The following is a 17,904-nucleotide window of genomic DNA, read 5'->3' on the forward strand; positions in this document are numbered from 1 at the left end:
ACCGGGGCACTTTCCTTGACTCGGATCAATGGACGGACCAAGGTCGGGCAGCGCGTCCAATCCTGTCGTCCCGCGAGTTCGCGCCTGCTCGAGCGCAGCTTTCGGTGCATGCGGATGCATCCATCGGTATCATCGTTTCATGAGTGCCACAGCGCGCGCTGCCGCAGCCGAAATCGACGTCACGCGAGCTTCCAGCGCGACCTTGTGGTCGCTGCGCCTGCTGCTCGTGCTGTGCGTCGCCATCCCGGCCGTCGTCTTCGCCCTCTTCGCCGCTTACCGCTGGCATGCCGCGCACCAGAACGCCACCCAGCACGTGGACCGGCTCGTCGGCATCGCGCACGAACACGCGCTGAAGGTGCTCGACAACAACGAAACGCTGCTCGGACGCGTGGTGGACCTGGTGGGCACCGAGGACGACGCCACCGTCCGCGCCGCCGAGGCCGTCCTGCACGAGCGACTGGGCGCGATGGCCGCCGACAAGGAACAGATCCAGTCGATCTGGGTCTGGGGCGCCGACGGACGCCCGCTGGCGGGCAACCGTTTCCATCCGCTGCCGGCGGACCTCGACGTGTCCGACCGCGAGTTCTTCCGCTGGCACCGCGACAACAAGGGCGGCCTGTACTTCACCGAACCGCTCGTGGGCAAGGCCACCAGGGAGCCGTTCTTCGACATGAGCGTGGGGCGCTACCGGGCCGACGGTTCGTTTGGCGGGCTGGTCTCGGTGGGACTCTACCCCGCGTACTTCCGGCGCTTCCACGCCAACCTCGTGAACGGCGAGCCGGGCGCGCTGGTCGCCATGTTCCGCGAGGACGGCGCCGTGTATTCGCGCATGCCCGGCGACGGCGCACCGGCGCGCATTTCGACCGATGGCGCCCTGATGCAGCGGGTGCTGGCAAGCGGGGGCGTGGGCGCCGTCATCGCCGAGTCGCCGATCGACGGCCGCACCCGGATCCTCAGCCATCGCAAGGTCGGCAAGTATCCGATGTACGTGGCGGTGGGGATCGACGTCGCGGCGGTACGCGCCGGATGGCTGAAGGAGATGGCGGTGCTGGCGGCGTTGGGAGTGCTGCCGATGTCGGGGCTGTTGCTTGCCGCCGTGATCGCCGCGCGCCGCACGCGCCAGGCGTTCGACGCGGCGCAGCGGCTGCAGGCGGAAACGGCGGCCCGCCAGCGTGCCGAGCAGGCGCTGTTCCAGTCCAAGAAGCTCGAGGCCGTGGGCCGGCTGGCGGGCGGCGTGGCCCACGACTTCAACAACGCGCTGATGGTGGTGAGCGGCAACCTGTTCATCCTGCGCCGGCTCCTGGGCGAACAGCATGCGCGATACACCGACGCGATCAACCGCGGCGTGGACTCGGCCAGCAAGCTCACCAAGCAGCTGCTCGCGTTCTCGCGCCAGAACGCGCTGGCGCCGGAGATCCTGCGGCTGCAGGACCGCCTGCCGGCGATGGAGCCGCTGCTCGCGCCGGTGCTGGGCAGCGCGACCGAGCTCTCCGTGCAGGTGGCGCCCGACGTGCCGCCGGTCACGGCCGACCCGGCGGAGCTGGAACTGACGCTCGTCAACCTCGCGCTCAACGCACGCGACGCGATCGAAGGCGCCGGCCACCTGTGGATGCGCGCGTACACGATCGCGCAGCGCGCGGAGACGGGGCGCCAGGGCCGCTGGGTCGTGATCGAAGTGCGCGACGACGGCGCCGGCATCGAGCCGAACGTGCTCGAGCATGTTTTCGACCCGTTCTTCACGACCAAGCAGCTCGGGCAAGGCACGGGCCTCGGGCTGAGCCAGGTGTACGCCTTCTGCCAGCACGGCGGCGGCTGGGCCGAGGCCGAGAGCACCCGCGGCCAGGGAACGACCATCCGCCTGTTTCTCGCGCCGGCCGCGCCGCCGGCCGCGGAACAGGCGCCGGCGGCGGCGACCACGGACGGCACCGTGGCCGCGCGCGTGCTGCTGGTGGAGGACAACCCGTCGATCGCGGCCGTGCTGGAGGAGACCCTGGAGTCGGTCGGCTGCAGCGTGGCCTGCCAGGAGAGCGCCGACGACGCGGCCGCGTGGCTGGACGTGAACAGCCCGCCCGACCTCGTGCTGACCGACATCGTCATGCCGGGCCACCGCGACGGGTTGGACCTGGCGCGCCACGTGCGCCAGCGGTATCCGCGCCTGCCGGTGATCGTCATGACGGGCTACTCCGACCGGATGGAAGAACTCGCGACGCTGGAAGTCGTCGTCCTGGCCAAGCCGTTCGCCCCGAGTGCGCTGCTGGCCGCGATCGCCAGCCTCGGCATCGGCACTTCCGTCACCTGAACGGCTGCCGGCGCCGCAACGGGGCGGCAGAATATCGCCCACCCGATCGACACACACCGGAGACCCCATGACCTTGCCGGGAGCGCCCCGTCCCGCCGCCACCATCGTCGTCGTGCGCGACGCGCCCGCCGGGCTGGAAGTCCTGCTGCTGCGCCGCGCCGAAAAGGGCGACCACAACAGCGGCGCGTGGGTCTTCCCCGGCGGCCTGCTCGACGCCGGCGACCGGCGCTGCCATGGCGCCTGCACCGGCCTCGACGATGCAAGGGCGAGCGTCCTGCTCGGCCTGGCCGAAGGCGGGCTCGACTACTACGTCGCGGCGATCCGCGAGTCGTTCGAGGAAGCCGGCATCCTGTTCGCCGTCGACGAGCGCGGCCAGCCGATCGACACGCTGGTGGACAGCGGCACGCCGCTGGCCGCGCTGCGCGAGCCCCTGCACCGGGGCGACGTGGCTTTCGCCGGTGTCTGCCACGACTTCGGGCTGCGGCTGGCGACCGACCAGTTGTTCTACATCGCGCACTGGGTCACTCCGCCCGGCCGCGCCAAGCGCTTCGACACGCGCTTCTTCCTGGCGGTGCTGCCGCAGGGACAGACCTCGTCCCACGACGCGCTGGAAACGGTCGACCACGTGTGGCTGAGGCCGCAGGAGGCCTTGTCCAGCGAGAACTCGCGCCGGCTCATGACGCCCACCCGCTCGGTCATCGCCACCATCGGGCGCTTCGAAAGCACGCAGGCGCTGCTGGCGTGGGCGCGCTCGCCGCGCGAGGTGGTGACGGTGGCCCCGCGGCTGGGGCGCGACGGCGGCGGCGTGCGTCCGGTGCAGCCGCACGAGCCGGCCTGGGCCGAACTCGGCTTCGTCGATCCGCACGGCCAGGGCACCGCCTGGTGCGAGTTGCGGCCGGGCGAGCCGGCGCGCCTGGCGCCGGGCGTCCTGCGCATCGCCGCGCCCCAGGGCGCCAACAGCTACCTGGTCGGCACGGGCGACGGCTGGGCCGTGATCGATCCGGGGCCGGCGGACGCGAGCCACCTCGCGGCGCTGGCGGCCGCTGCACCCGGTGGCATCCGCGCCATCCTGTGCACCGCCGCGGCACCGTCGGCCGGCGCGCAGGCACTGCATGAGCGCACCGGTGCGCCGGTGCAGCGCCCGGCCGCCGGCGACAGCATCGCCGTCGCCGGTGGCCACACGCTGCGCGTGCTCGCTCCGGCCGGCGCCGCGGACCACCGCGTGTTCCTGCTGGTGGAGCACAAGATCCTCTTTGCCGGCGACATCGCCGAGGCAGACGCCCTGCCGTCGGCGCATCCCGGCGTCGAATGGCTCGCGCCCGCCGCGGGGTTCCTGCGCCCGGCACCAGGCGCGGCCACCACCACGGCGCCGTAAGATCGCCGTTCGCGCGCGGTGGCCGCGCCAGTCCACCATCCACCCGGAGACAATTGAATGGCTCAGATTGCATTTCTCGGCACCGGCCTGCTGGGCGGCGCATTCGCGGAAGCGGCAGCGACCCGCGGCGACTCGGTCAAGGCATGGAACCGAACACCCGACAAGGCGCAGGCGCTGGCCCGGTTCGGGGTGCAGCCGGCCGCCACGCCGGCCGACGCGGTGCGCGGCGCGGCCCGCGTTCACCTGGTGCTCAAGGACGATGCGGTGGTGGAGGAAGTGATCGCGGCCGCCCGCGCGGCGCTGTCGCCGGACGCCGTGATCGTCGACCACACCACGACCCTGCCGGCGCTGACGGTGCAGCGCGCGCAGCGGCTGGCCGGCGAAGGGATCAAGTACCTGCACTGCCCGGTGTTCATGGGACCGCCCGCCGCCCGCAAGGCGCTCGGCTCGATGCTCGCCTGCGGCCCGCGCGCGCTGTTCGAGAGCGTCCAGGGCGAACTCGCGAAGATGACCGGCAAGATCGAGTACCTGGGCGAGCGCACCGACCTGGCCGCGGTGCACAAGCTGTTCGGCAACGCCATGATCGTCGGCGTGTCGGCCGTCATGGCCGACATCCTCACGATCGCGCAGGCCAGCAACGTTCCCGGCGAGGACGCCGTCAGGCTGCTCGGGCTGCTAGACCTCAACGCCATGGTCGCCGGACGCGGCGCCAACATGGCCAAGGGCAATTTCACGCCGACCTTCGAGCTGTCGATGGCCCGCAAGGACGTGCGCCTGATGCTGGAAGCCTGCGGCGATCGGCCGCTCGCCGCCCTGCCCGGCATTGCGGCGCGGATGGACCAGCTGATCGCCGCCGGCCACGGCGCCAGGGATCCGGCGGTGCTTGCGATCGACGCGGTACAGCGGCCCTGAGCGGCGCGCGCGGCGCCGGCCTCAGTGCGCGAGCGCTGCCTCGATCTCCGCGAAGCTGTCGGCCGCGTCCGGCAGGGCCAGGGCGGTGCCGACCTGGCGCGCGATCTGCGACAGCGAAAACAGGCCGCGCACCTCGAGGCCGCCGCGACCGTCGGCCTGCGTCACCAGCGCATGGTGGCGCCGGTGCTGCTGCAGGCTGGCCACGACGTTGCCGACGCGCGCCCCGCGCACCTGTTCGAGCTCGAAAGCGTCGAGTCGCTGGGCCGGCGTCATCACGTCCGCCACGACGATCTCCGAATGGCGCAGACCGCGCTCCTGCGCGAGCGTGACCGGCCGCTCGCCCATCAAGTCGGTGGCGGTGACGATGCCGACCAGCACCTCCTCGTCGCCCAGCACGAGCAGCATGCGCACGCCCCGCCGCATCATGAAGCGGTCGGCGTCGTCGATCCTGGTGGCCGGTGACACGACGGCGGCGGCGACGCGCGTGAGGTCGGTCATCACGTCCAGCGCCGGCGAATCCATCGTCGTGACGGGCTGGTCCTGCTGGAGACGGCACACACGCACCGGTCCGCGCAGGACGCTGCGACTGGCCAGGGCTGGATAGCTGTTCATCTTGACCTCCCGGTTGGCCATCGCAACGTACACCCGGCCACCTGAAGGGAACCTGAGCGGAGCGAAAGCCCCCACTGGCTTCGCACGCGGGTGTATAGAAACGCCAGCCGCCGCAAGGCTCGCCCAAGCCATTGACGGCAAAGGGAATTCGGTCGCCGGGGCGGCCGCCGGTGCATACGGAAAATATACTTCGAGGGCCCCGGCGACGTCCGGGCCATCGTTGCAAGTCATTGATTTGACTAGAAAAAACGCCTTCCTCCGATCGTGGCACAGCTGATGCTTGGTTCAAGCCGAGACGATTCTTCACACCCAGGAGTTGCGACGATGAAAGTGATTTCCCTGCTGGCCGGCGCGGCTGCCGCGCTCGCGTTTTCGGTCCCCGCGATGGCCGCCGACGACGCCGCGGCCGCCAAGGCAATGAAGGACAGCGGCTGCACCAAGTGCCACGCGACGGACAAGGCCAAGAAGGGGCCGGCCTACCAGAAGATCGCGGCCAAGTACAAGGGCAAGGCCGACGCCGAAGCCAAGCTCGCCGAATTCGTCACCAAGAGCCCGAAGGTCAAGATGGACGACGGCAGCGAGGAAGAGCACAAGGCCCTCAAGGACGCCGGCCAGGCGAAGAACCTGGTCCAGTGGATCCTGGCGCAGTAGCGCCCGGAGACGCGCCGGACGGGGGTGTCCCTCCTTCCGCCCGGCACGCCAGGCCCGCCACCCTGACTGCGGCGGGCCTTTTTCTTTGGTGCGCGCGCCCCGCGCGAGCTGTGCCATAGTCGCGCGCATGCTCCAACGTTGGACCTCCCCGGCGCAGCGGCGCTGGGCTTTCTGGCTGTGCATGGCGTCCGTGCTCGCGCTGTGCCTGATGCCGCCCGCGCAGCACCTGCCTTCCACCGGGTGGGACAAGGCGAACCACGCGCTCGGTTTCGCGGTGCTGGCCGTGCTGGGCCTGGCTGCGTATCCGGCGCGCACCGCCCGGGTGCTGGCGGGACTGCTGGCGTTCGGCGCGCTGATCGAGGTGCTGCAGTCGCTGACCGGCTATCGCACCGCGGAATGGCTGGACCTGCTCGCCGACGGTGCCGGCCTCGCCGCCGGCTGGCCGCTCGCGCGGTGGTCCGGTGTCCACCGCCCGGCCGCGGCGGGCTGACCCCCCAAGAAAAAACCCCTGCAGACTTGCGGCTGCAGGGGCTGGAAACAGCGGGTCCTTGGAATCCCCCGCCGAGGAGACAAGACCAAGGATGCCTCAACGGGGCGGTTGCGCGGTTGAGAAATCGCAACCGCGGGCCTGCGAACCGCGCTCGCTAGCATGTGTGTTTGTTCACGGCGGTGTGCGAAGCAGGAACATGTAATCCTTGCTTACTCGTTGCGGCCACGCGTTGCCTGAAACGCGTCCGCAGAATCGACCGCATGCCAGACGACGAGTTGACGGCCCTCGTGCGAGCCATCGCGTGGGAACTGATCCAGCTGGGCTACGTGCCCACGGAGCGGCCCGGCTTTGTCCAGCGCGGCGATCGCGAACCGGTGCGCATCGTCGCCACCGAGACCTGGCAGGCGATGCAGCAGATCCTGCAAGGTGCGCAGCCGTAACCGCTGCGCTGTCGGCCTCCCGGATCAGTCGAGCTGGATCTTCAGGTCGCGGATCAGTCCGCCCCAGGATTTCGCCTCGCTTTCGGCGCGCTTCTGTATGCCCTCGGGCGTGCCGGGAATGGGGAACAGGAACGCATCGACCAGCTTCTGCTTCATCACCGGGTCGGACAGGAAGTTGTTGACCGACGCCGCCAGCTTCTGCGTGACCTTGGGATCCATCTTCGCCGGCGCGACCAGCGCGTACCAGCCCGGCAGCGCGGGGATATTCGGCGCCAGTTCCTTCAGCGTCGGCAGGTTCGGCATCTGCGGGGAGCGCGTCTCGCCCGACTGCGCCAGCGCCACCACCTTGCCGGCCTTCACCTGCGGCAGCCCGGTCGCGGTGACCACGGTCATGACGTCGGTCTCGCCGGACACGACGGCCATCAGCGCGGGGCCGGAGCTCTTGTACGGGATGTGGCGCAGCTTCATGCCCGAACGCAGCGCGATCATCTCGGTATAGAGGTGCGTGGAGTTGCCGGTGCCGGCACTCGCGTAGGTGACGCCGTCCGGGTCGGCCTTGGCCTTCTTCACCAGGTCGTCCCAGCTCTTGATGCCGCTCTTGGTACTGGCCACCAGCACGAAGCTGGCGTCGGCCACCGGCGCGACGAACGTGAAGTCCTTCAGCGGGTCGTACGGAACGTTCTTGTAGAGGAACTGGTTGAAGCTCACCAGCGACACGCTCGTGAGCAGCAGCGTGTAGCCGTCGGCCGGCTCCTTCTGCACCAGTTGCGAGGCGATGATGCCGTTGGCGCCCGGCTTGTTGTCGACGACCACCGACTGCTTCAGGTCCCTGGTCATGAAGTCGGCCATCATGCGGCCGACGGCGTCGGCGCCCGAACCGGGCGCCTGCGGAATCACCAGCCGGATCGGGCGGCTGGGGTAGTCCTGCGCCGCGGCGACGCCGGCGGCGAACGTGAGGCCGAGGCCGATGGAAGCGAGAAGCAGGCGACGCGTGGAGCGCATGGAAAGTGTCCGATGAGTGGAGAAACGCAAGTGGCACAATGCCGCCGACAGTTTAAGGGGAGACGCTTCGCTTCCCACTGCGTGCAATACCGGATGTACACATGGCAGACCGCGACGACGCCGGCAGCGCCTGGCGCATTTCTCCCACCGCATACCTGCAGCGCCGCCCTGCGACTTTCGACGTACCGGCCCCGCGTTCGTGCTACGTGACGATGCGCGACGGCGTCCGGCTCGCCGTCGACGTGTACCTGCCTGCGGCGAAGTCCGGCGAAGCGGCGCCCGGGCGTTTCCCGACCATCGTGATCCTCACGCCGTATTACCGCCGCTTCAAGGTGACCGGCCCCGGCGTTGATCCCAGCCCGAACGCGGCGAAATACCGCGACTTCTTCGTGCCGCGCGGCTACGCGATGGTGGTGGTCGACGTGCGCGGCTGCGGCGCCAGCTTCGGCACGCGAGACTCGTTCCGCTCGCCGCGGGAGCGCGAGGACCACGGCGAGATCGCCGACTGGATCGTCGCGCAGCCATGGTCCGACGGCGTCATCGGCTCCACCGGCATCTCCTACCTGGGCGCGGCCGCCTGCTTCCTTGCCAGCACCGGCCATCCGGCGGTGAAGGCCATCGCGCCACTCTTCGCGGTGCACGACACGTACGCCGATCACGTGTTCCCGGGCGGGATCATGTGCACCACGATCACCGAGAACTACGACGACCTGGTGCGCGCGCTGGACCTGGACCAGCGCGACCGGCTGGCGCCCTACCCTTATTTCAACGACGCGCGCTTCGCCGGCCCGCAACCGGTCGACGAGGACGCGGACGGGTCGCAGCTGGCCGCGGCCATCGAGGAGCATCGCGACAGCTTCCGCCTGCGCGACCTGGCGCCAGAACTCGCGTACCGTGAAGAGGCCGCGTCGCACGACCCCGAGCTGCACAGCGGCGCGTGCAGCCCCTACTGGTACCTCGCCAAGGTGCCGGGCAAGGTCAACATCTATTCGATCTCCGGCTGGTACGACGGCAGCGCCTTCGTCAACGGCTCGATCGCGCGCTTCCTGAGCAACCCCGGCGCCGACAACCGCCTGCTGGTGGGACCCTGGGACCACGGCGCCCGGACCAACGGCTCGCCCTGGCGCGCCGCGCCCGAGTCCGAATTCCCGCTGCTGGCCGAGGTGCTGCGCTTCTTCGACGAGCACCTGGCCGGCATGGACACGGGCATCCGCGACGAGGCGCCGGTGCACTTCCACACCGTGCGCGAGGAGAAGTGGCAGGCCGCGCCGGCATGGCCGCCGCACGCCGCGAATTCGCGCCTGTTCCTGGACGTGCAGGGCCGGCTGTCGCCGGCCGCGCCGGCTTCGAAGTCCACCGCCGAATACAAGGTGAAGTTCACCACCGGCACCGGACGGCAGACCCGCTACGAACGGCTCGGCGCGCTGGCCGTGATCGACTACTACGGCGACTGGAACGGACGCGAGGACCGCCTGCTGACCTTCACCAGCGCACCGTTCGAGCAAGGCGCGGAGCTCACCGGCTACGCCACGGTGCAGCTGCATCTCTCCACGTCGGAGCACGACGCCAGCGTCTTCGTCTACCTGTCCGAGGTGGATGCGAGCGGCAGGTCGTGGTTCATCACCGAAGGCCAGTTGCGGCTGCTGCACCGCGAGACCGCGCAATGCCCACCCGGCTATCGCACCACGTGGCCGTACCGCACCTTCTATCGGGAGGACGCCGACCTGATGGAGCCGGGCGTGCCGGAGCAGGCGCGGTTCGCGCTGCTGCCGGTCTCGTGGCGCCTGCAGCCGGGCAGCCGGCTGCGCCTGGCGCTCGCCGGCACGGACTGCGATCACTTCGCGCAGGTGCCGCACGGGCGGCCGCCGCTGCTGAAGTTCACGCTGGGCGGGGCGGAGGCTTCTTTCATCGATTTGCCGATCAAGGGTTGAAGGGGACGGCTGGATGCGGACAGCCGAACACGTACGGATGTCCGCTCCCGTTTTTGACGGCGGTACGATCCACCCAGCTTGATACGGAGTACACGATGCAGCTGGGAATGATCGGACTGGGACGGATGGGCGCGGCCATGGCGCGGCGGCTCGCCAACAACGGGCACGAGTGCATCGTGCACGACGCGGCGCCGGGCGCCGTTGGCGCCATGCGCCAGGACGGCTTTGCCGGCGCGGAGTCGCTGCCGGATTTCGTGGCGATGCTGGCACGGCCCCGCGTCGTCTGGGTGATGGTGCCGGCCGCCGTGGTCGACCCGGTGCTGGCGCAGCTCGCGCCGCTGCTCGAGCCCGGCGACATCGTCATCGACGGCGGCAACTCCTACTACCGCGACGACATCCGCCGCGCCCAGGAACTCGGCGCCAGGGGGCTGCACTACCTCGACGTCGGCACCAGCGGCGGCGTGGCCGGGCTGGAGCGCGGCTATTGCCTGATGATCGGCGGCGAGCCGCAGACCGTGCGGCACCTGGAGCAGGTGTTCCGCGCGCTCGCGCCCGGCGTCGCGGCGGCGCCGCGCACGCCAGGCCGGGACGGCGCGCCGGCCAGCGTGGAAGAAGGCTGGCTGCACTGCGGCCCGCACGGCGCCGGCCACTTCGTCAAGATGATCCACAACGGGATCGAGTACGCCTTGATGGCCGCTTATGCGGAAGGCTTCAACATCCTGCGGCACGCCAACATCGGCAAGGCAGCGGCCGGCGCCGCCGACGCGGAAACGACGCCGCTGCGCGAGCCGCAGGCGTACCAGTACGACATGAACCTGCCCGACATCGCCGAAGTGTGGCGGCGCGGCAGCGTGATTCCGTCGTGGCTGCTGGACCTCACCGCGCAGGCCCTGTTGCAGAACCCGGACCTCCAGGGCTACAGCGGCCGGGTGTCGGATTCGGGCGAAGGCCGCTGGACCATCCTGGCGGCGGTGGAGGAAGGCGTGCCGGCGCAGGTGCTGACGGCGTCGCTGTACGACCGGTTCAGCTCACGCGGCAATGCGACGTTCGCGAACCAGATCCTGTCGGCGATGCGCAAGGGCTTCGGTGGCCACGTGGAGAAGCCGGCGGGGTAGGTGCCACGCCTGGAAAACCCGACAGCCGGACGGCTGTCGGGGTCGCAAGTGGAGCATCAGGATTCCTGGTCCTGCCGAGCCTTCAGCTTCGCCACTTCCGAGCACAGCGCCTCGACCTGTGACAGCAGGCTCTCCTCCATGATCCTTGCCCGCTCCAGGATCTTGCCGGCGGCGTTGCTCGACGTGTTGGCGCTGGTGCGGATAACCTCGAAACCCTCGATCTGCTTGCGCATCCGCGCGATCGCGTTGTCCACCACCTGGAAGCTGGCCGCGTCCTGCTTGTCGTGGGTCGCGGCCCGCACCGACATGGCCGTCGCCACCATCAAGGCCGCCTTCAGCCACACGTCGGTGCCGGGATCGTCGGCATGCCAGCGCACCACGATGTCGTGCCCGTAGCGGCTGAACACCGGGATGCCGGCCTGGGCCGTCTTGTCCGAGTGCACGAACACGCACACGCCGGCGCCCCGGTTGCGCCGGGCCACGTCCGCTTCCTCCAGCGTCGCCGCCAGGTCGTAGGACGCGCTCTCCTTCGCCTCGATCACGATCTTCGCGTTCGCCGCCGCCTTCTCGGGGCCGATCGTCACCACGAAGTCGCCCACCTTCTTGTTCGGGATCAGGCCGGTGCTGGTGCCGCAGTCGCGCACCACGTCGCCCGCCGCCTCGCAGATGGCGCGCAGCTGGTCGCCCACGCTCACCTCGAATTCCAGGCCGTGGCGCGTGCTCCTGGCGGCCTCCTCGCGCCGCGCCTGCAACTGCCCGATCGCCACGTTGAGCGACTCCGACAGCCGGTTGGCCATCGCGACCTGCTCCTTGTGGTTGTCCTCCAGCATCTTCTGCAGGCGGCTCAGGGCCGACGACTCGTTGTCCAGGCTCAGCTCGCTGGTCAGGCTGCGCTGCGCCGTCTCCACCCGCTGCACCAGGCGGCTCAGGGCGGAATCCGGCCGGTCGAGGCTGAACTCCGAGACCACGTCGGCCATGTTCTTCGACAGCGCCGTGTTCAGGTTGCCGTGCTTGGCCTCCAGCTCGCCCAGGAACCGTGTGAGCGCGCCGCCCTTGTTGTCGAGGGAGAACTGCTGCAGGATCGCGGCGTTCTGCGACTGGATCACCCCGTCCAGCGTGCGCTGCATGGTCTGCACCAGCTGGTTCTCGCCGCTCGGGTCCAGCACCTTCAGCAACTGGCTGTTCTCGCCGATGAACTGCTCGAACACCTTGGCCAGGTTCTGCTCCGCCGACTGCACCTGCAGCTTCATGACGTTGGCGAGGTCGCCGTCGGCATGCACCAGGCGCTCGACGCGCTCGACGAAGGTGCCCTGCTTCGGATCGAAGTAGTGCGACAGCGAGCCGGCGACGCGCTCCTCGAACACCTTGCGCCAGCCGTTCAGGCGCTCGCCCAGCTGCTCCATCAGGTGCTCACCTTCCTTGCGCACCATCTCGCCGTCGACCACGCCACGCGCCGCGCGCAGGGACAGCACGCCGATCTTGAGCGCGGTGAGCAGGAAGTCGGTGCGGGGACGCCCTTCGGCGTATTCGCTCGCCGCGAGGATCACCTCGGGGTCCGAGATGACCAGGTTGACGTAGAACGGGTCGTGGCGGCCGCCGGCTTCGGCGCCCATGCGCGAATCGGTCGTCTGGATGGAAAGGATGATGTCGTCGCTCATGGTGTCTCCGCGTGACCCGATTCTCGCGGAAGAACGGAGCGATCGAGGTCAGAAATTCAGCAGGTTGCTCCGCACGTGCAGCAGGTGCTCGATGGCCAGCGCCTTCGCCCGCGGCAGGTCGCGCTCCTTGATCGCCTGGACCAGGGCGCGGTGGTCGGCCTGGTACTGCAGGCGACGCTCCGGCGTGAGGCTGCGCCGCTTCATCAGGCCCCACTCGGGCTGGTTGCGCACCTGGTTCATCAGCTGGAACACGCTGGAGACGAAGGTGTTGCGCGCCGACCGGGCGATCGCCTCGTGCAACATGGCGTCCCAGTGCTCGAAGTCCTCGAACGTGAGGGCCGCCTCCGACCTGGCGCAGCACAGATCCATGCGGTCGAAGTCGGCGGCGCTCGCGTTGCCGACCACCATCTCGATGATCGCCGGCTCCAGCGCGAGGCGGGCCTCCATCAGTTCCGCGGGGCTGGTCTGGCGCACCGGGTCCTCGCCCGCCATGCCCTTGAGCACGGACGCGGCGTGCTCCGTGACGTAAGTGCCGCTGCCCACCGTCTGGCTGATGACCTGCAGGTCCTTCATCTGCTGCAGGACCTTGCGCACCGTGGTCCGGCTGACGCTGAACTGCTCGCTCAGGTCGCGCTCGGTCGGCAGCCGGTCGCCGGCGCGCCATTGGCCGGACTGCAGGCGCTCGATGATGAAGCCGCGGATGGCGGAGGCGGGATTCACGGGATGGGCGGGTCCGAAAGAAGTAGACCAAATGGTACCAATTGCCTGGCACCGCCGCAAGGCCGGTATTCCCTCGTAGTTTCCACACCTTGACCGGTTGGCCGTCGGGCCGATAATGGCCAGATTGGTCCGGATTGGTCGGAAGCCAGACCAAGTTTTCGCAGCTCCCAGGAGAATCCTTTGCGCATCGCAACTTACACCCACGGCGGCAAACGCCAGGTCGGCATGGTGTCCGCCGACGGCCAGCAGGTCACCGCTTTCAAGATCTCGCCCGATGCGGCGCAGCGCGGCGCCCTGCCCCTGATCGAGGCCTTCGCCAAGGGCGATGCCCTGCCGGCGCTGGAAACGACCCCGGTGGCCGTGTCCGCCGTGAAGCTCGAGGCGCCGATCCCCCTGCCCCGCCGCAACATCTGGTGCGTGGGCCGCAACTACCACGCCCACGCCAAGGAACTGGCGACGTCCGTCTTCAAGGACAACGCCGCCAACGTGATGGAGTGGCCGATCGTCTTCACCAAGGTGCCCGAATGCGTCGTCGGCCCCACCGACGACGTGGTGCTGCCCGGAGCGCAGATCTCCGAGCAGATCGACTACGAGGCCGAACTGGCCGTCGTCATCGGCAAGGGCGGCAAGAACATCGCCAGGGCCAGCTGGCGCGACCATGTGTTCGGCTACACGATCGTCAACGACGTGACGGCGCGCGACGTGCAGATGCGCCACCAACAGTGGGACATGGGCAAGTCGTTCGACACCTTCTGCCCGATGGGCCCGTGGATCGTCACCGGCGACGAGCTGGACGGCACGAAGACGCGCGTGCGCTGCTGGGTCAACGGCGAGCAGCGCCAGGATGGTCCCACCGAGAACATGATCTTCGACATCCCGACGCTGATCGAGACCGTCTCCCGCGGCATCACGCTGTATCCGGGCGACGTCATCGCCACCGGCACGCCCGCCGGCGTCGGGATGGGCCTCAAGCCGCCGCGCTACATCAAGAGCGGCGACGTGATCCGCATCGAGATCGACGGCATCGGCCGCATCGAGAACAAGTTCGTCTGACAAGACGGCACCACGCAACCCCACCCGAGGAAGACAAGACCATGAGCATCGTTCGTCCCGTATTCAAGCTACTGGCCACGGCGGCCGTCGCCCTGACCGCCGCCGGCGCCTTCGCGCAGGCCGGCGACTACCCGAACAAGGCCGTCAAGATCGTCGTCCCGTTCGCCGCCGGCGGCCCGGCCGACAACTACGCGCGCTTCATCGCGCAGCGCCTGTCCACCGCGCTGAACCAGCCGTTCGTGGTGGACGACAAGCCGGGCGGCGGCTCCATCATCGGCACCGACATCGTCGCCAAGGCGGCGCCGGACGGCTACACGCTGCTGATGATGTCCAACACCCACACGGTGAACGAGACGCTGATTCCCAACAAGCCGTTCAAGCTGATGGACGACTTCGTGGGCATCGCGCCGGTGAACTACTCGGACCTGATGCTGGTGGTGCATCCCTCGGTGCCGGCCAAGAGCGTGGCCGAACTGGTGGCGCTGGCCAAGGCCAAACCGGGCTCGCTGAACTACGCCTCGTCCGGCCCCGGCACCCCGTACCACATGGCCGGTGAGCTGTTCAAGCACCTGGCCGGCATCAACGTCACCCACGTGCCGTACAAGGGCAGCTCCGGCGCGCGCACCGACGTGGTCGGCGGGCAGGTGCACATGATGTTCGACGCCGTCACGACCATGTCGCAGATGGCCAAGGAAGGCAAGGTCCGCGCGCTGGCCACCAGCGGCCAGGCCCGCAACGCCATCACGCCCGAACTGCCGACGGTGTCCGAAGCAGGGGTGCCGAAGTACGAATCGACCATCTGGCTCGGCCTGATGGCCCCCAAGGGGACGCCGCCCGCCATCATCGAGAAGCTCAATGCCGAGATCCGCAAGATCGTGGCGCAACCGGACGTGAAGGCCACCTGGGCCAAGCAGGGCGCGGTGCCGATGTCGATGACGGTGGCCGAGTACGACAAGTACCTGCGTGCCGACATCGCCAAGTGGGCGCCGCTGGTGAAGGCTTCCGGCATCAAGGTGGACTGAAGCGTTGGCCACCACGGCGATCCAGTTCACGCTCAACGGGCAGGCGACGTCGCTCGAGGTCGATCCCGACCGGACGCTGCTCGACGTCCTGCGCAACACGTTGGGCCTGAAGGCCTCGCGCCTGGGGTGCGGCCTGGGCCAGTGCGGCGCCTGCACCGTGATCCTCGGTGATCATGCGGTCACCTCCTGCGACACGCCCATGTGGTCGGTGGCCGGCAAGAGCGTCACCACGCTCGAAGGGCTGGGCACGCGCGACGCGCCGCATCCGCTGCAGGCCGCGTTCATCGAGGAGCAGGCGCTGCAGTGCGGCTATTGCACCAGCGGCATGTTGATGCGCGCGGCCGCCCTGCTCCAGCGCGATCCGCAGCCGGCGGAGTCCGACATCAAGGCCGCGCTGGAGGGCAACCTGTGCCGCTGCGGCGTGCAGAACCGCGTCGTGCGCGCCGTGCAGAAGGCCTGCGCATGACGCTGCCACCCGTTCCCGAGAACCTGAAGAAACACCCGCGCCTGGGCCAGTGGCTGGACGTGGGCCAAGATGGCCGCATCCGCGCGTATTCCGGCAAGGTCGACATCGGCCAGGGCATTTCGCATGCGCTGCGGCTGGTCGTCGCCGAGGAGCTGCAACTGGCGCCAGAGCAGGTCCACATGGTCAAGCCGACCACCGTCGCCAGCCCCGACGAGGCCGTGACCTCCGGCAGTCTCTCGATCCAGCATTCAGGCGCCTCGCTGCGCTACGCCGCCGCCCACCTGCGCGAGGCGTGCCGCGCCCGCTACGCGCGCAAGATCGGCGTCGCCCCGCAGGCGGTGGCGCTGGAGAACGGCACGTTCTTCGTCGAAGGCAAGTGCCCGGCCGTGTATTCGGGTTTGGTCGATGCGGACATGCTGGCCGCCACCGTGGATCCGCAGCACCTCCAAGCTCGTGGCGGCAGGCCGTCGGCACTGGGCGCACTGGGCCGCACCGACATCGAGCTGAAGGTGTTCGGCGAATTCGAATACATCCAGGACCTTGAACTGCCCGGCATGTGCCATGGCGCGGTGTTCCGGCCCAAGGCGCTGCAGGCGCAGGTGGACGAGGCCGCCTGGGCCACCCTGCAGCCGCAGCTGGCGGCGATCGAGGGTGTGATCGAGGTGGTACGTGACGGGATGCTGGTGGGCGTGCTTGCGGAAGCCGAGCACGTGCTGGCGCAGGCGGGCAAGAAAGTTGAAAAGGCCAACCTCTGGTCTCCTGCTCCCTCCGCGGCAGGGTCAGGGTGGGGGCATCTTTCGCAGCCCCGCCAGATCGCCGGCTGGCTCAGGGCGCAGGCGCTCGACACCACGGTGATCCTGGACCAGCAGCCATCCGGCCCGCCCGCCCGCGCCGCGCGCGTGTTCCGCGCCGACTACGGCCGCGCCTGGCTGCAGCACGGATCGATCGGCCTGTGCTGCGCCATCGCGCAATGGAACGGGACGCAGCTGCAGGTGTGGAGCCACACCCAGGGAATCTTCAATTTGCGCCGCGACCTGGCGCTGGCCTTCGGCGTGCCGGCCGACGCCGTGACGGTGTGTCATGCGGACGGTGCCGGCTGCTACGGCCACAACGGCGCGGACGACGTGGCCTTCGACGCGGCGTGGCTCGCCCGCCATGCCGGCGCGCGCCCGCTGCGCCTGCAGTGGACCCGCCAGCAGGAGATGGCCAACTCGCCGCTGGCGCCCGCCATGACCGTGGGAGTCGAGGCGGCGGTCGACGACGGCGGCAACCTGGTGTCGTGGAAGCAGGAGGTCTGGAGCCAGGGCCACGGCACCCGTCCCGGGCGCGGCAAGACGCCGGCGCTCCTGGGCGCCTGGCAGACGGCGCAGCCCGCGCCGGTCACGCTGGCCGTCAACCAGCCCCCCAACACCGGCGGCGGCTCCGACCGCAACTCGGTGCCGCCGTACGCGATTGCGCGCGTGGAGGTGCTCAATCACCGCGTGCTGGCGATGCCGCTGCGCGTGTCCGCGATGCGGGCATTGGGCGCGCACGTGAACGTGCTGGCCGCCGAATCGACGATGGACGAGATCGCCCGCAGCCTGGGCCGCGACCCGCTGGAATACCGGCTGGCGCATCTGCAGGACGAGCGCGCGAAAGCCGTGCTGCGCGAAGCGGCGCGGCTGGCGGACTGGCCCACGCGGCCGGAAGGCGAGGAAGGCTTCGGGCGCGGCATCGGCTTCGCCCGCTACAAGAACACCGGCGCGTGGTGCGCCGTGGTCGCCGACCTCGTGATGGAAGAAGAAGTGAGGCTGAAGAAGCTGTACATCGCAGCCGACCTCGGACTGGTGGTACATCCCGACGGCGCGCGCAACCAGATCGAAGGCGGCGCAGTGCAGGCGGCGAGCTGGACCTTGCGCGAAGCTTCGGACGTGGCTCCGGACGGCATCCGGTCCGACGACTGGGAGTCCTACCCGATCTTCAGCTTCGCCGACGTGCCCGAGGTGGAAGTCTCGCTGATCGACCGCCCGGACATGCCGTCGCTGGGCGCCGGCGAATGCAGCGCCGGACCGACGGCGGCGGCCATCGCCAACGCCGTCCACGACGCGCTGGGCGTGCGCATGCGCTTCATGCCGTTCACGGCCGACGCGCTGATGGACGCGGCGCAGAACGATTGAAC

At 69.5% G+C, this 17,904-nt stretch carries 16 protein-coding genes; 12 read left to right on the forward strand and 4 right to left on the reverse strand.

The annotated features are described in order from the left end of the window. Positions 1-139 precede the first annotated feature (139 nt). From RAMLITH_RS03180 to RAMLITH_RS03190, 3 genes are all read left to right on the forward strand, one after another. Positions 140-2,299, forward strand: a complete 2,160-nt coding sequence (locus RAMLITH_RS03180; protein WP_168105861.1) for a hybrid sensor histidine kinase/response regulator — start codon at positions 140-142, stop codon at positions 2,297-2,299. Between the two features lie 67 nt (positions 2,300-2,366). After that, a complete protein-coding gene (locus RAMLITH_RS03185) occupies positions 2,367-3,674 on the forward strand; it encodes an NUDIX domain-containing protein (RefSeq protein ID WP_168105862.1) in 1,308 nt (435 codons plus the stop codon). Between the two features lie 57 nt (positions 3,675-3,731). Next, positions 3,732-4,586, forward strand: a complete 855-nt coding sequence (locus RAMLITH_RS03190) for an NAD(P)-dependent oxidoreductase (protein WP_168105863.1) — start codon at positions 3,732-3,734, stop codon at positions 4,584-4,586. Positions 4,587-4,607: 21 nt separating this feature from the next. Here the strand turns inward: RAMLITH_RS03190 and RAMLITH_RS03195 are convergent, their stop codons facing one another. Next, the gene (locus RAMLITH_RS03195; RefSeq protein ID WP_168105864.1) at positions 4,608-5,198 is read right to left on the reverse strand and encodes a CBS domain-containing protein; all 591 of its coding nucleotides are present in this window, start codon (positions 5,196-5,198) and stop codon (positions 4,608-4,610) included. Between the two features lie 324 nt (positions 5,199-5,522). Between RAMLITH_RS03195 and RAMLITH_RS03200 the strand changes: the two genes are divergently transcribed. The 3 genes from RAMLITH_RS03200 to RAMLITH_RS03210 all read left to right on the forward strand — a co-directional run bounded on the left by RAMLITH_RS03200 (position 5,523) and on the right by RAMLITH_RS03210 (position 6,779). Beyond that, complete coding sequence (locus tag RAMLITH_RS03200; RefSeq protein WP_168105865.1) at positions 5,523-5,849, forward strand: c-type cytochrome; 327 nt, start codon at positions 5,523-5,525, stop codon at positions 5,847-5,849. A 127-nt stretch (positions 5,850-5,976) separates the two neighbouring features. Then, positions 5,977-6,339: a VanZ family protein gene (locus RAMLITH_RS03205; protein WP_238343985.1), complete on the forward strand. Its 363-nt coding sequence runs from the start codon at positions 5,977-5,979 to the stop codon at positions 6,337-6,339. 260 nt (positions 6,340-6,599) lie between these two features. Next, on the forward strand, positions 6,600-6,779 hold the full coding sequence (locus RAMLITH_RS03210) for a hypothetical protein (protein WP_168105866.1): 180 nt from the start codon (positions 6,600-6,602) through the stop codon (positions 6,777-6,779). Positions 6,780-6,803: 24 nt separating this feature from the next. Here RAMLITH_RS03210 and RAMLITH_RS03215 read toward each other — a convergent pair whose 3' ends face one another. Then, positions 6,804-7,781, reverse strand: a complete 978-nt coding sequence (locus RAMLITH_RS03215) for a Bug family tripartite tricarboxylate transporter substrate binding protein (RefSeq protein WP_168105867.1) — start codon at positions 7,779-7,781, stop codon at positions 6,804-6,806. 101 nt (positions 7,782-7,882) lie between these two features. On the opposite strand from RAMLITH_RS03215, the gene RAMLITH_RS03220 reads away from it, so the two are divergent. Both RAMLITH_RS03220 and gnd read left to right on the forward strand, forming a co-directional pair. After that, positions 7,883-9,712 (forward strand): CocE/NonD family hydrolase, encoded by a 1,830-nt coding sequence (locus RAMLITH_RS03220; protein WP_168105868.1) that lies wholly within the window; start codon positions 7,883-7,885, stop codon positions 9,710-9,712. A 95-nt stretch (positions 9,713-9,807) separates the two neighbouring features. Beyond that, complete coding sequence (gene gnd / locus RAMLITH_RS03225; protein WP_168105869.1) at positions 9,808-10,827, forward strand: phosphogluconate dehydrogenase (NAD(+)-dependent, decarboxylating); 1,020 nt, start codon at positions 9,808-9,810, stop codon at positions 10,825-10,827. 56 nt (positions 10,828-10,883) lie between these two features. Here the strand turns inward: gnd and RAMLITH_RS03230 are convergent, their stop codons facing one another. After that, positions 10,884-12,485: a hypothetical protein gene (locus RAMLITH_RS03230; RefSeq protein WP_168105870.1), complete on the reverse strand. Its 1,602-nt coding sequence runs from the start codon at positions 12,483-12,485 to the stop codon at positions 10,884-10,886. A 48-nt stretch (positions 12,486-12,533) separates the two neighbouring features. Then, positions 12,534-13,205 carry an FCD domain-containing protein gene (locus RAMLITH_RS03235; RefSeq protein ID WP_168105871.1) on the reverse strand — a complete coding sequence of 224 codons (672 nt, stop codon included), beginning with the start codon at positions 13,203-13,205 and terminating at the stop codon, positions 12,534-12,536. A gap of 180 nt (positions 13,206-13,385) precedes the next feature. On the opposite strand from RAMLITH_RS03235, the gene RAMLITH_RS03240 reads away from it, so the two are divergent. From RAMLITH_RS03240 to RAMLITH_RS03255, 4 genes are read left to right on the forward strand one after another with little or no spacing between them, the layout of a single operon-like run. After that, complete coding sequence (locus tag RAMLITH_RS03240) at positions 13,386-14,258, forward strand: fumarylacetoacetate hydrolase family protein (protein WP_168105872.1); 873 nt, start codon at positions 13,386-13,388, stop codon at positions 14,256-14,258. A gap of 41 nt (positions 14,259-14,299) precedes the next feature. Next, the gene (locus RAMLITH_RS03245; protein ID WP_168105873.1) at positions 14,300-15,280 is read left to right on the forward strand and encodes a tripartite tricarboxylate transporter substrate binding protein; all 981 of its coding nucleotides are present in this window, start codon (positions 14,300-14,302) and stop codon (positions 15,278-15,280) included. Positions 15,281-15,284: 4 nt separating this feature from the next. Next, a complete protein-coding gene (locus RAMLITH_RS03250; RefSeq protein ID WP_181956246.1) occupies positions 15,285-15,746 on the forward strand; it encodes a (2Fe-2S)-binding protein in 462 nt (153 codons plus the stop codon). Beyond that, positions 15,743-17,902, forward strand: coding sequence for a xanthine dehydrogenase family protein molybdopterin-binding subunit (locus RAMLITH_RS03255; RefSeq protein ID WP_168105874.1), 2,160 nt, complete (start codon positions 15,743-15,745; stop codon positions 17,900-17,902). Before RAMLITH_RS03250 ends, RAMLITH_RS03255 begins: the two co-directional genes overlap by 4 nt. Positions 17,903-17,904: the final 2 nt, after the last annotated feature.

The sequence above is a fragment of the Ramlibacter lithotrophicus genome (genome assembly GCF_012184415.1).
In the GTDB taxonomy this organism is placed as follows: domain Bacteria; phylum Pseudomonadota; class Gammaproteobacteria; order Burkholderiales; family Burkholderiaceae_C; genus Ramlibacter; species Ramlibacter lithotrophicus.

Bases quoted from the DNA above. Each gene is read 5' to 3' on its own strand.
- RAMLITH_RS03180 (WP_168105861.1), top strand. From the start codon at position 140: ATGAGTGCCACAGCGCGCGCTGCCGCAGCCGAAATCGACGTCACGCGA.
- RAMLITH_RS03185 (WP_168105862.1), top strand. From the start codon at position 2,367: ATGACCTTGCCGGGAGCGCCCCGTCCCGCCGCCACCATCGTCGTCGTG.
- RAMLITH_RS03190 (WP_168105863.1), top strand. From the start codon at position 3,732: ATGGCTCAGATTGCATTTCTCGGCACCGGCCTGCTGGGCGGCGCATTC.
- RAMLITH_RS03195 (WP_168105864.1), bottom strand. From the start codon at position 5,198: ATGAACAGCTATCCAGCCCTGGCCAGTCGCAGCGTCCTGCGCGGACCG.
- RAMLITH_RS03200 (WP_168105865.1), top strand. From the start codon at position 5,523: ATGAAAGTGATTTCCCTGCTGGCCGGCGCGGCTGCCGCGCTCGCGTTT.
- RAMLITH_RS03205 (WP_238343985.1), top strand. From the start codon at position 5,977: ATGCTCCAACGTTGGACCTCCCCGGCGCAGCGGCGCTGGGCTTTCTGG.
- RAMLITH_RS03210 (WP_168105866.1), top strand. From the start codon at position 6,600: ATGCCAGACGACGAGTTGACGGCCCTCGTGCGAGCCATCGCGTGGGAA.
- RAMLITH_RS03215 (WP_168105867.1), bottom strand. From the start codon at position 7,781: ATGCGCTCCACGCGTCGCCTGCTTCTCGCTTCCATCGGCCTCGGCCTC.
- RAMLITH_RS03220 (WP_168105868.1), top strand. From the start codon at position 7,883: ATGGCAGACCGCGACGACGCCGGCAGCGCCTGGCGCATTTCTCCCACC.
- gnd (WP_168105869.1), top strand. From the start codon at position 9,808: ATGCAGCTGGGAATGATCGGACTGGGACGGATGGGCGCGGCCATGGCG.
- RAMLITH_RS03230 (WP_168105870.1), bottom strand. From the start codon at position 12,485: ATGAGCGACGACATCATCCTTTCCATCCAGACGACCGATTCGCGCATG.
- RAMLITH_RS03245 (WP_168105873.1), top strand. From the start codon at position 14,300: ATGAGCATCGTTCGTCCCGTATTCAAGCTACTGGCCACGGCGGCCGTC.
- RAMLITH_RS03255 (WP_168105874.1), top strand. From the start codon at position 15,743: ATGACGCTGCCACCCGTTCCCGAGAACCTGAAGAAACACCCGCGCCTG.